The sequence below is a fragment of the Schaalia radingae genome (assembly GCF_900106055.1).
Lineage (GTDB): Bacteria > Actinomycetota > Actinomycetes > Actinomycetales > Actinomycetaceae > Pauljensenia > Pauljensenia radingae_A.
Genome location: NZ_LT629792.1, coordinates 1,174,713 through 1,187,462, shown reverse-complemented (window position 1 = coordinate 1,187,462; position 12,750 = coordinate 1,174,713). Strand labels below are relative to the sequence as shown.

Here is a 12,750-nt window from a genome sequence, read left to right as displayed (position 1 = left end):
TCAGTCTAGTGGCGCACCGTCCGTTTCAGCCTTTCGCTGGTGGCGCAATGAGTATGCGCGATGCGCCGCTTCGATGAGGATACAGGCGGTGAGGCCGCACGCGAGGATCACCCATCCGTCGTGCGCTGCCGGCCACTCCAGCGCAAAGAAATTGCGGACGAATGGGATGAATACTCCCGCGACAGCGCAGGTCAGCATGAGTGCAATCAGTCCGGCGCGCCACGAATTGACCGGGCGTGCGGTAATGGACAGGAGCCACAGTGCACCACACATCAACGACAACGCGGCAGCGGTTTGGCCCTCCACTTTTCCCACGCCCACCATCCAGTACGCAGTCAACGCAGCTGCAGCCAACACGCACCCTGATGGAACGGCCAGGCCGAGCACGCGCTTCAAATATCCGCTGACGTATCGTCGCCTGTTCGGTCCCAGCGCGATGAAGAATGCCGGGATTCCGATGGTCAGCGCATCAATGTAAGTGAAGTGACGGGGCAGGAACGGGTAGTGCCAGGCGGCAAGGGCACAGATGACGGCAATGAGGCTGGCGTAGACCGTCTTGGCCAGGAAGAGCGCGGAGACACGTTCCATATTCGCCATGATGCGCCGCCCTTCAGCGACGACCCCTGGCAGAGCTGCAAACGCTCCATCGACCAGCACGATCTGCGCCACCGCTTTCGTAGCGCGGGCACCGCTGCCCATCGCGATCCCCAGGTCAGCATCTTTCAGGGCAAGTGCGTCATTGACGCCGTCACCCGTCATCGCGACAGTATGCCCGCGAGACTGTAATGCCCGCACCATTGCGCGTTTTTGCTCCGGAGTGACACGTCCGAACACATCATGATCCATCACGGCCTGCACGAACGCGTCGCTGTCCATGTCCTCAGGCAGGGTGCGCGCATCCATCCCGCGAATCGTCGCTTGGTCCTCACGCAATGAGGCCACGTTCGCAATAGCCTGCACAGTCGCGGGATTGTCACCTGATATCACACGTACCCGCACGCCCTGCCGGCGGAAATACTCCATTGTGTCAGCAGCGTCAGGGCGGATCTGTTCGCGCAGGACGATCAGCGTGTTCGGCTGAAGTCCCTGCGGCAGTTCCTCCCCCATTGATGAGGGAGCTGCCGGCGCACAGCTGAGCACCACAACGCGAAGTCCCTGGTCGGCAACGCGCGTGACGTGATCCAGCACGTTCGCGTCAGTCACCGTCATTTCCGGAGCGCCCAGCACCCAGGCCTGCTCTCCATCACTGAATCCCGACCATTTGCGTGTCGAATTGAATGGGACGCTCCAGTTAGCAGACAGGCCAGCTGGCTCTACCTCGAGTGCCTGCGCCTTCAGATGAGCAACGATCGCTTCCGCAGTTGCGTTGTGTGTGGAAGCATTGAGTGTCAACAGTGCGCGGGCGGCACCCTCGTCAATTCGGTCACCGCTGTCACCCGCGCCTAGGGGAATCATGGAATCGACGCTCACTCCGCCGGTAGTCAGCGTTCCCGTTTTGTCAACGCAGAGGGCATCCACACGCGCGAGGACTTCCACCGCGGGAAGCTCATTGACGAGGACTTTGCGCCGTGCCAGTGTTGCCGCGCCGAGGGCGAAGTTCATGGAGGTCAGCAGAACCAGGCCCTGCGGGATCATGCCGACAACTGCCGCGACCGCCAGGACGAGTGCGTGCCGCCATCCACCGCTGAGTGGATCGAGGCGGATCTGCGACCATACGATCAGCGCGGTGACGGGCACAATCAGCCACGAAATGACCCGCAGGACACGGTTAATGCCCTGCTGAATCTCGGAAGTGGTGCGCGTGAAGCGGCGGACCTGTTCAGTGAGTGTGTGGGCGTAAACGGCGTTGCCGACAACAGTGGCTTCGATAAGGCCGTCACCTGAGACGACAGCGGTGCCGGCCAGGACGCGGTCACCCTGCTTTTTTCTGATCGGTACGGATTCGCCCGTCAACAAAGATTCGTCAATGTCGAGGCTGTGGGAAGTCTGCACGATTCCATCGACGGGAACCTGGTCCCCCAGGCGCAGCTCGATGATGTCGCCGCGTACCACGTCTTCCGACAGGACCTCGCGCTCTTCACCATCCCGCCACACCAGCGAATGCGGCGCGTCGACAATCGCCAGGGAATCGAGCGTTTTCTTCGCGCGGTATTCCGCCGCGATACCGATGATGGCGTTGAGTACCATCACGCCGCCGAACACTGCGTCCCGCCAGTCCCCCACAATCAGTACCACAACAATTGCGGTGGTAAGGATCGTGTTGAACAGGGTGAAAACATTCGCTCGCGCTATTGATCCGAGCGAGCGGGACGTCTTCGTATGGTGATGGTTGACCTCACCCTGACGGGTGCGTTCTTCCACTTGCGCGGCCGTGAGGCCGGATGGCCCGGGTGCTGGCATCAGTCCACTGACGGACGCGGCTCAGTATGCTGCTCGTCGGAGTCAGCGACCTCACGCACCGAGGAGCGTGCCGCATCCTGCTCGGCCTTGGCACTGCGATTAATCGGCTGAGGTGCCCGCAGGACGTTTGAGTGGCGTGACTTGAGGATCGAGGCGATCACCGTGATGATCAGCGTTCCGGCGATGACGGCCAGTGAGAGCGGTGTGCCCACCTCGGGGACGCTTTCGAAGCCCTGTCCACCGTTAATGAACGGCAACGTGTTCTCATGCAGGGCGTGCAAAATGAGCTTCACGCCGATGAAGCCAAGAATGACGGCCAGGCCGTAGTGAAGGTACACGAGACGATCAAGCAGTCCGTCGATCAGGAAGTAGAGCTGACGCAGGCCCAGCAGGGCGAAGGCGTTGCACGCGAAGACCAGGTACGGCTCTTTCGTGAGGCCGAAGATTGCCGGAATGGAGTCAAACGCAAACATGAGGTCGGCTGACCCCAGAGCGAGGACCACCAGCAGCAGCGGTGTCACAGCAGTCCTTCCGCCATGGCGATAGAGGAACCGGTCCGAGTAATACCCGTCGGTGACGGGAACGATGCGGCGCACGAGGCGGATGAACCCGTTTTCACCCTGTTCGGATTCTTCCTCGTCTCCGCCGGTCCCCTGGCGTGCCTGAGAGTATGCCGTCCATAGCAGCCATGCACCGAAGATAAAGAAGACCCAGGAGAAGCGCTCAATCAGTGCGGCACCGATCAGGATGAAGATCAGGCGCATGACGAGCGCAATGATGATGCCGCTGAGCAGCGCTTTTTGCTGATATTCTCGCGGCACTCTAAACGAATTCATAATGATGACAAAGACGAACAAGTTGTCGAGCGACAGGGACCATTCGGTGATCCAGCCGCCGTAGAACTCTCCGGCATACTGGCCGCCATAAATCGCCCAGATCCCGATTCCGAATAGCATCGCGAGAGAAACGTAGCCCACAGTCCACAATGCCGCCTCTTTCATGGTGGGGGCGTGCGGTGTACGGACATGACCGATGATGTCGATAGAAATAAGCACAATGACGACGAGGCCTAGGCCGACCCAGCCGAGCGCGTGAACGTCCACGTAAAACCTTCCGTGTTCGGGGTGATACAGCCGAGGTCTGGTCCGCCTGTCTGCGACAGGCCTCGGTACCGGGTTCGCTGCGCGCACGTAGCGTCCCGAGATGACGATACCGGGTTAAAGGATTACTCCCCTCGTGGATCTCATACTACCGCGTTCAGACGCCCCGGAATCAGTTTGCTTCCTTCATCTGTCGAAGCTCACGTTTGAGATCCGCCACCTCGTCACGCAGCCGGGCGGCCAGCTCGAACTGAAGATCGCCTGCCGCCGCATGCATCTGCGCTGACAGGTCGTCAATGAGCTGCGCCAGTTCAGCTTCAGCCTGAAGTCCCAGTCGTTCACGGGTATCCCTGGCGTGGCGCAACACGTCGTCGCTGGCTCGGGCATGTCCGATGGGCTTGCCGGAGCGTTCCTGACGGTACCCACCTTCCAGCAGTGATTCCGTGTCAATGTCCTCGCGTGCGAGCATGTCTGTCACGTCAGCGATCTTCTTGCGCAGAGGTGTCGGATCAATGTGATGTTTTTCGTTATAGGCAATCTGCTTGGCTCTGCGCCTTTCGGTTTCCTCAATCGCCGCACGCATCGAATCGGTGATGTTGTCGGCGTACATGTGAACCTCGCCCGACACGTTACGGGCTGCGCGGCCAATCGTCTGAATGAGGGAACGCGTTGAGCGCAGGAACCCTTCCTTGTCCGCATCCAGAATGGACACGAGCGATACTTCGGGCAGGTCGAGGCCTTCTCGAAGCAGGTTGATCCCGACAAGGACGTCGAACTTGCCCTGACGCAGTTCCCGCAACAGTTCCACGCGGCGCAACGTGTCGACATCCGAGTGCAGATATTCGACGCGAACGGAGCGTTCGGCCAGATACGTGGTGAGGTCTTCTGCCATTTTTTTGGTCAATGTGGTGACGAGGACGCGTTCATTGCGTTCCACACGCACCCGGACTTCTTCGAGCAGGTCATCAATCTGTCCCGAGGTAGGCTTCACAATCACCTTCGGATCGACCAGGCCAGTTGGGCGAATGATCTGTTCAACAACTCCGTCGCAACGCTCGAGCTCGTAGGGGCCGGGTGTGGCCGACAGATACATGGTCTGCCCGATGCGCTCACCAAATTCATCCCACTTCAGTGGCCGGTTGTCCATTGCCGAGGGAAGACGGAAACCATGATCGACGAGGGTGCGTTTACGCGACATGTCACCCTCGAACATGGCACCGATCTGCGGAACCGTGACGTGAGATTCATCGATAATGAGCAGGAAATCGTCCGGGAAATAATCCAGGAGAGTGTGCGGCGGCGTGCCGGGGCCGCGACCGTCAATATGGCGTGAATAGTTCTCCACACCCGAGCAGGTGCCGACTTCCTTGAGCATTTCCAGATCATAGGTTGTGCGCATGCGTAGTCGCTGCGCTTCGAGAAGTTTGCCCTGAGATTCGAACCATTCGAGGCGTTCGGCCAGTTCATCCTCAATCGACTTGATCGCACGCTTCATACGCTCTTCGCCAGCGACATAGTGAGAGGCCGGAAACAGGTAGATCTGGTCAACGTCACGTATTACGTCACCTGTCAGCGGGTGCAATACGGCGAGCTGGTCGATTTCATCACCGAACATTTCGATGCGGATGGCGAGTTCCTCGTACACCGGGATGATCTCGATGGTGTCCCCGCGCACACGGAACGTGCCGCGGGTGAATGACATGTCGTTGCGCACGTACTGCATATCCACGAAGGCGCGCAGCAAATCGTCGCGGTCAATGACCATTCCTCGCTGCAAATCCACCATACGTGCCACGTATTCTTCAGGCGTGCCCAGGCCGTAAATGCAGGACACCGATGAGACCACAACCGTGTCCCGACGCGTCAGCAATGAGTTGGTTGCCGAATGTCGCAGGCGTTCAACCTCGTCATTAATGGAGGAGTCTTTTTCTATATAGGTGTCTGTCTGGGGCACGTATGCTTCAGGCTGGTAGTAGTCGTAGTACGACACGAAGTATTCGACCGCGTTCCTGGGCAGGAATTCGCGGAACTCGGCGGTGAGCTGAGCGGCCAGCGTCTTGTTCGGCTCCATGATCAGGGCGGGACGCTGAATCTGTTCGATGAGCCAGGCGGCTGTTGCCGTCTTGCCGGTGCCGGTCGCGCCCAGCAGCACGACATGTTGTTCCCCACCGTTGATGCGTTCGGCAAGCTCACGAATCGCGTGTGGCTGGTCGCCTGAAGGGGAATACTCCGCGATCACTTCGAAAGGATGTTCCTGGCATAAGATTCGTTGCCCGCTCATACGTCCCACCGTAGTCGCTGCAGACTGCTACCGCTTCCCGCCCATGGAGCAAGTGTCCTAGACTCGTATCTATATGAGTGCCTGCATGCGCCATAAGACCAGAGTTGTCTTCGATGAAGGTGGATTACCGTGACACATACTGCTGATCAGCCCCAATGGTGGAAGTCCTCGACTGTTTACCAGATCTATCCTCGGTCTTTTCAAGACTCCAACGGTGACGGCATCGGTGACATTCCCGGCATTACCTCGCGAGTGCCGTATCTGAAGAAACTCGGTGTTGACATCGTGTGGCTGTCTCCCCTGTACCGCTCCCCTATGGCCGACATGGGATACGATATTGCGGATTATCAGGATGTTGATCCGATGTTCGGTACCCTCGATGATCTTGATGAGCTGATCACGCAGCTGCACGCACACGACATGCGCCTGATCATGGATCTTGTAGTTAATCACACCTCTAACCGGCACCCCTGGTTCCAGGAGGCGCTCGACCCCGCATCAGACAAGCGCGACTGGTACATCTGGCGCGACCCGCGCCCGGGAGCAACCCCCCACGAGGTGCCGGCAGGGCAGCGCCGCGGTGATGAGCCTAACGACTGGACTGCGGCGTTTAACGGCTCGTCATGGACGTGGCACGAAGCCTCCCAGCAATACTACCTGCACCTGTTTGCGCCTGAGCAGCCGGATTTGAACTGGGACAACCCTCAGCTGCGCCAGGCGATCTTCGAGATGATGCGCTGGTGGCTTGACCGAAGCATTGACGGCTTCCGCATGGACGTCATCAACCTGATTTCCAAGCCTGAAGGATTCGACCAGCCTGGCGAAGGCTCTATCACATCGGCCGCATTCGGCCCGCACTTCCACGAGTACATCCAGCAAATGCACCGCGAGGTGTTCGACCGCTATCCCGACCGCGTGTTCTTCACCGTCGGTGAGACACCGGGTGCCACACCCCATGATGCGATTTTGACCTCTGATCCGGCGCGCCGCGAGTTGGATATGATCTTCCAGTTCGAGCACATGGGGCTGGACAGTGCTGACGGGGACAAGTACCACATTCGCGATCTGCATTTGCCTGACATGAAGCGCAACCTTGCGCGCTGGTCGCAGGAACTGGCTGGAAAGGGCTGGAACTCCCTGTACCTGTCGAACCACGATCAGCCGCGTCCCCTGTCGCGCTATGGCGATGAGGAGAATCACCGCTACCATTCAGCCACCGCATGGGGCGCGATGCTGCACGCTCACCCGGGCACACCGTTCGTGTTCGAAGGCGAAGAGATCGGCATGTCGAACTACCCGTGGTCCGGTATCGACCAGTTCAAGGATGTGGAAACGATTGGTCAGTGGCGCCAGTCAGTCACCCTCGACGGCCAGGATCCTCAGGCAGTGTGGCCGGCGATCGTGAAGATGAGCCGCGACAATGCCCGCACCCCGATGCAGTGGGATGCGACCGAGAACGCCGGATTCACGACCGGTGAACCGTGGCTGCCGGTGAACCCGAATTATGAGACGGTCAACGCGCAGGCACAGGTTGACCAGGCAGGCTCCACGTTCGAGTTCTACCGCGCGATGATCGCGCTGCGCAAGGAGTATCCGATTCTGGTCGAGGGTGACTTCGAGCTGGTCGAGCCAGATGATCCATCAATGTGGTGGGTGCGGCGCACGTTGGGCGGCCAGGTGCTCGATGCGGTGGCGAATATGTCCTCGCATTCCATTGCCTGCGCTGTCCCCGACGGCGACGTGATCTTGTCGAACCGTCGTCACGACAACGGGGATGACTGGGAGTACGCGGCTCTGGCCCCGTGGGAAGTCCGGTGGGTGATCCACCCAGCTTAAGTGCTCACCCGACCAGGGTGCTGCCCAGGTAAACGGCCACGAGAATCAGCCCGACCCCGGCGATGCGCTGAGAGATCAGTGCTCGCGAGGGGGCGGGCTGTTCCGATGCTTGCGTGCCGCGTACCAGAAGCTTCCAGATGATCTGCGGGCGGATGACCATCAGGAGGCCAAGGGCGCCAAAAAGGACGACGAAAAACCACAACATGAGGTGATTTTACAAATTCTGCCCGCGAACCACAGCGACGATTCGCTGCGCCTCGTCAGGATCGGTGCGTCCTGGCTGCTGTGCCGGAGCACGCATATGCACTTCGGTCGCTCCGGTGCGGTGGATCACGGAGGCGACATTGTGCGAGCGCAAACCGCCCGACACGAGGATGATCATCTCTCCAGCTGCGCGGTCTGTCAGGTGGCGAATATTCTCCATGTTGACCACAGACGCATCACCGCCGGTGGTGAGCACTCGATCGAATCCCGCACGAATAAGCTGGTCGAGGCTTCGGTCCATATTCTGCACGGTGTCGAAGGCACGGTGGAAAGTCAGTGGTCTCTCCCCGGCCGCGTCGCGCCACAGTGACAGCACGTCCTGATCGATCTCGTGGTCACTGGTCAGTCCACCGACGACGAAACCCACCGGTATGTCGGTGTGGTCGGTGCGTTCACGCAGGCGTCGCATCGCCTCGGCAATGTCGCGTTCCTCACCGGAGGGCATCACGAATGTGCCGGGACGGGGGCGGATCAGCACCTGCATCCCGCCTGACGGTGCGACGCTGAGCGCGCTGTCCACCACTCGATCAGAAGGAGTCAGGCCTCCGCAGCTCAGGTCATCGCACAGCTCGACTCTGTCGATGCCCATCTGTGAGGCAATCTGCACTCCCTCAGTGTCTTCAACACATAGCTCGATAACCGTCATTGATCTTCCAGTCGTTCCACATCTGCCGGTTCGCAGCCTGGGCACCCAGGATCGCGGCTCCCCACTTCCCTGCCTCTGCGCCCAGGCGGGCGGTCACAATTTCGGGAGGTGTTCGCCACGCCATCAGGTCACGCAGGTGACGGCGCACCGGTTCCAGCAACGTCTCACCGGCGTTGGACAGGCCCCCGCCGACAACGAAGCGGGTGGGGTCGAGGGCGAAGGTGAGGTGCGCGAAACACAGGGCCAGCGCGTAAGTGGCGGTATCCCATACCTCATCTGCAATGGGGTCGATTCCCAGCAGATCCTCTACCGTGCGAGCTGTTGCCTCTTTGCCGGTCTTCTGCGTGAAGCGTCGCGCGATGGCTTTTGCTGATGCGTACACCTCCGTGCAGCCTCGCTGTCCGCACGTGCATGTTTCACCATTCGGAATGACCGGCGTGTGGCCAACTTCTCCGGCGCTGAAGGCATCACCTGCCCACGGTCGGTTACCGTGGCAAATGGCTGCCGAAATGCCGGTGCCGATGGGAACCATGATGAAGGTGGGTGCGCCCTGGCCAGCGCCCAGGAGACCTTCAGCCAATCCTGCTGCCCGCCCGTCATGTCCGAGGCGCACCGGCCGTAAGCATGCTTCCTGCATGCGCTGGGCAAGGTTCACGTTCTTCAGTTCGAGGTTAGACGCATACTTGATAACGCCGGCCTCTTCGTCCACCACACCAGGTGTGATGACACCGATTCCGGCGACCTCTGGCCACTTGTCCACGATGGTCCGGGCGACGTGGCACGCTTGTTCGACCACGTTGCCCGGACGCGTGTCCAGGTGTACAGCATCGGTGACGTGTCCAGCTGAGTCCACCAGGAATGACTTGATGGACGTACCGCCAACATCAACCCCCGCAACCACGGTGTTCAAGAGATAAACACCTCTACGTCCAGTCTGGCGTCGGTCACATCCTCATCGAATGGGAACATCGGTCGGTCAATGCGGCGATGTCCCAGACGAATCAGATCCTGATCAACTCCGCCTGGAGTCAGTGCCATCATCCAGTCGGCCTGTGCCTTGTACAGATCCGGTTCCAGGTAGCCGATCTTGACTACCACGACATCGGGATCATCGATCGACAGCCCCAGTCGCTCATATTGCACGCGGGAATGGTATTGCATGCGCTGAGAGGTCACAATGACAGTCAGGCTATTGATCTTCAACGCACAGGTGCGACCACCCTCAGGATCATCGATTACTCGGAGCACTGTCGCGTGGACCTTTTGCGGTCCGGGTTCACGCGTATCGATGTGCGCGCCCAGCTCAACATCGACCTGTGCCCCTTCACCGGCCTGATCCGCCACCTTCACGGCATTCGGATCAACCAGCGATGCATACAGAACGTTGAGCGCCTCATCCTTTACCGGTGCCCACTCCAGGAGCTCCGACAGCGCCGCAGTGCAGTCATCAGCACCGCCAGCACCGGGGTTGTCTCCGGAATCCGAAATGAAGAACGGACGCGGAGCGTCGAGGGCGTGCTCAAGGCACTCGCTCATGGTCCCCACGGGTGCAACGAATTCGAACTGATCGCGTACATCCCAGAAATGCTGAGCCAGACGCAGAGCCTGAGCTTTCACGTCCTCAGCGTCATCGCCTGTGACCACAACGGCCCCCTGGCAGCGTGGCTGATCCGCCCATGCGAATCCGACCCAGATTGCCGCGTCAAGAATACCGGGACGCTTTTCAACCTCCGGAACCATGGCATACAGCGACTTGGCTGGTTCAATACGTGTCGATGTCTTCTCACCAGGCAGCAGCACCGGCACGTGAACCAGTGCCTTAGCCGGCCTGCCTTTGCCACTGACCAGTCGTTCCACTAGGTTCACCGCTGCTCGCTTGCGCGATTCGAACGCATCCTCATGGGGTGCCATCCTGTAGCAGGTGAGCAGATCGCATCCTGCGAACAGGGCTCGGGACACGTTTCCGTGCAGATCCATGGAGGTCGAGATCAGGGGTTTATCTCCGACAACTGCACGGACGGCTGTGATCAGGTCACCCTCGGTATCGTCGTATCCCTGAGCGGTCATGGCGCCGTGGATGTCGAAGAAGACTGCGTCGACAGGTGCAACGGCGGTTAAGCCGTCGACTATTTCCTGCCGCCAGGCTTCGTAGTCTGAACGCAGCACCTGGCCGCCCGGCAGTGCGCGGGCGTGAAGGATCGGGATCCATTCGACCTGGCGCGCCCAGTCCTCGTCCATCCACGTGTAACGTGCGAGCAGCTCGTCACCGCGGCTGACCTGGAAATCCTTTTCAGTTGAAACGTATGGGGTAAAAGTCGAGGACTCGATGTGGAGCCCACAAATTGCTATTCGCGGAAGAGTCATGTTTTTTCCTATTTCACCAGTTCTGTTTAGCGACCACCCATGCCGGACATGGCGATACCTTTAATCAGGTGTTTCTGAAGAATCATGACCAGGACTGTTGTCGGGATCATTGAAATAATCGCTGCAGCAATCTGCAGATCCCATCGCGTCCCGGTCTGGCTTGAGAACGAGGCAAGACCAATTGGCAAAGTTCCCAAGCGCGAGTAGTCGACGGTCACAATCAGCGGCCACAGGTATGAGTTCCAGAAAGACATAAATGTGAAGACCGCCAGCACGGCGATTGCCGACTTGGTCAAAGGAAGAATGATCTGAACGAACGTGCGGATCGGACCGGCACCATCAACACGTGCCGCTTCTTCCAGTTCGAATGGGATACCGCGCATGAACTGACGCATCAGGAATGTGCCAAATGCGCCGAATGCGAATGGGAAGATCAATGCCTGATAGGTGTCAACCCAGCCAAACCATTTCATCACGGTGAACATCGGAACGACCAGAACTTCCTGCGGAACCATCATGGTTCCAAGGAACAGGACGAAGACGAGTTCTCGCCCGCGCCAGCGCAGTCGACTGAATGCGTAACCGGCTGTCGCGGATACGAACAGCACCAGCAGCGTTCCTGCGATTGAGACGATGAAGGAGTTCTTAATGTAGGTCAGGAACGGGCCGTAGGTGAAAACTTCGAGGTAATTGCTCCACCGCAGCTTCTCACCAACCAAAGTCGGGGGCATCGAGAAAATCTCGTCCTTCGACTTCAGTGATGAGAAGAATGCGTAGATCAGTGGGGACGCAAAGAGGATGGCTGCGAGCCATACGGTCGCATTCGCCACGATGTCCTTGACGCGCGAGGGTTCACCGCCCAGAAGTCCGGGCTGACTGTGCCTGTTGGCAACCTGCTTTTTCTGTGTCCCCTTCTGGGGTGCCGTGGTTGTTGCGACATCAGTACTCATAGTGGACCCACCTCTTTTGAGCCTTGAACTGGAAAGCTGTGACCAGGATGACCAGGATGAACAGGATCCATGCGCCGGCAGCTGCAACACCGAGCTGCTGGAACTTGAAGCCCTGGTTGTAGATGAACATGACCAGCGGCAATGTTGCATTTCCAGGCCCACCACCGGTGAGCATTTGCGGCTGGACGAAGACCTGAAGTGAGGTGATGATCGTCATGACTGCAGCGAAGAAAATTGACGGCGACATCATGGGAAGGATGACGCGGAAGAGCATCTGCGCTCCCTTGGCTCCGTCGAGGCGTGCTGCCTCGATAACGGGTTCGGGAAGCTGCTCGAGTGCTGCTGAGAAGATCAGCATGTTGTAGCCCACGCCCTGCCATACCGACATGACAACGATCATGACCATTGCCCATACGGGATCAGCAAGGAAGTTCGGCAGTTGGAAACCGAATACTGATACCGCTATGCCGTTGAAGAGACCCTGAGGCTGGAGCAGCATCTTCCAGACCAGGACGTTGGCAACCATCGGCGTCACTACTGGAATGAAGAAGAGAACGCGGAAAGCGTTGCGTCCCTTGATTCTCGGGCCGAGCAGCAGTGACAGCGTCAGTGCGACAACGATGTTGACAGGTACGTAGGTGACCGTGAAGATGATGGAATTTCGCAGAGCAGGATAGAAGTCAGGATTTTGACCTGACAGCAGGTTGCGATAATTCTCAAGGCCAATGAAGGTTCGTTCGCCAAAGGCTGGCCAGTTGAACAGACTCATCACGACCGACAGGACGACGGGAACGACTGTGAAGAGGCAGAGGCCCGCAAGCGCTGGGCTGACAAAGCCCAGCGCTTGACGGGACTCAATCTTCCGCAGTGAACTCCGCCGATTCGTGACGGCAGGTTGTGCGGTCATTG

Annotated in this window: 10 protein-coding genes; 1 reads left to right on the top strand and 9 read right to left on the bottom strand. The window is 59.0% G+C overall.

Annotated elements, in window-relative coordinates; all coding sequences use genetic code 11:
* The 3 genes from BLT69_RS05255 to uvrB form a co-directional block, all read right to left on the bottom strand.
* Positions 1 to 2,400, bottom strand: a complete 2,400-nt coding sequence (locus BLT69_RS05255) for an HAD-IC family P-type ATPase (protein ID WP_092648567.1) — start codon at positions 2,398 to 2,400, stop codon at positions 1 to 3.
* Positions 2,400 to 3,503 (bottom strand): TerC family protein, encoded by a 1,104-nt coding sequence (locus tag BLT69_RS05250; protein WP_092648566.1) that lies wholly within the window; start codon positions 3,501 to 3,503, stop codon positions 2,400 to 2,402. The genes BLT69_RS05255 and BLT69_RS05250 overlap by 1 nt, the downstream gene beginning before the upstream one ends.
* Positions 3,504 to 3,672: 169 nt before the next feature.
* Positions 3,673 to 5,781 (bottom strand): excinuclease ABC subunit UvrB, encoded by a 2,109-nt coding sequence (gene uvrB / locus BLT69_RS05245; RefSeq protein ID WP_092648565.1) that lies wholly within the window; start codon positions 5,779 to 5,781, stop codon positions 3,673 to 3,675.
* A gap of 129 nt (positions 5,782 to 5,910) precedes the next feature.
* Here uvrB and BLT69_RS05240 point away from each other — a divergent pair, with 129 nt between their 5' ends.
* Positions 5,911 to 7,617: an alpha-glucosidase gene (locus BLT69_RS05240; protein WP_157886352.1), complete on the top strand. Its 1,707-nt coding sequence runs from the start codon at positions 5,911 to 5,913 to the stop codon at positions 7,615 to 7,617.
* Positions 7,618 to 7,621: 4 nt separating this feature from the next.
* Here BLT69_RS05240 and BLT69_RS05235 read toward each other — a convergent pair whose 3' ends face one another.
* The 6 genes from BLT69_RS05235 to BLT69_RS05210 are packed head-to-tail and all read right to left on the bottom strand — an operon-like array spanning position 7,622 to position 12,748.
* Positions 7,622 to 7,822 carry a DUF6199 family natural product biosynthesis protein gene (locus tag BLT69_RS05235; RefSeq protein WP_058236654.1) on the bottom strand — a complete coding sequence of 67 codons (201 nt, stop codon included), beginning with the start codon at positions 7,820 to 7,822 and terminating at the stop codon, positions 7,622 to 7,624.
* Between the two features lie 9 nt (positions 7,823 to 7,831).
* Complete coding sequence (locus BLT69_RS05230) at positions 7,832 to 8,527, bottom strand: copper homeostasis protein CutC (RefSeq protein ID WP_092648563.1); 696 nt, start codon at positions 8,525 to 8,527, stop codon at positions 7,832 to 7,834.
* On the bottom strand, positions 8,502 to 9,428 hold the full coding sequence (locus BLT69_RS05225) for an ROK family protein (RefSeq protein ID WP_257590430.1): 927 nt from the start codon (positions 9,426 to 9,428) through the stop codon (positions 8,502 to 8,504). The genes BLT69_RS05230 and BLT69_RS05225 overlap by 26 nt, the downstream gene beginning before the upstream one ends.
* A gap of 5 nt (positions 9,429 to 9,433) precedes the next feature.
* Positions 9,434 to 10,891, bottom strand: coding sequence for a M81 family metallopeptidase (locus tag BLT69_RS05220; protein ID WP_092648561.1), 1,458 nt, complete (start codon positions 10,889 to 10,891; stop codon positions 9,434 to 9,436).
* A gap of 26 nt (positions 10,892 to 10,917) precedes the next feature.
* Complete coding sequence (locus tag BLT69_RS05215) at positions 10,918 to 11,841, bottom strand: carbohydrate ABC transporter permease (RefSeq protein ID WP_058236650.1); 924 nt, start codon at positions 11,839 to 11,841, stop codon at positions 10,918 to 10,920.
* Positions 11,831 to 12,748 (bottom strand): carbohydrate ABC transporter permease, encoded by a 918-nt coding sequence (locus BLT69_RS05210; RefSeq protein WP_058236649.1) that lies wholly within the window; start codon positions 12,746 to 12,748, stop codon positions 11,831 to 11,833. The genes BLT69_RS05215 and BLT69_RS05210 overlap by 11 nt, the downstream gene beginning before the upstream one ends.
* Positions 12,749 to 12,750 lie beyond the last annotated feature (2 nt).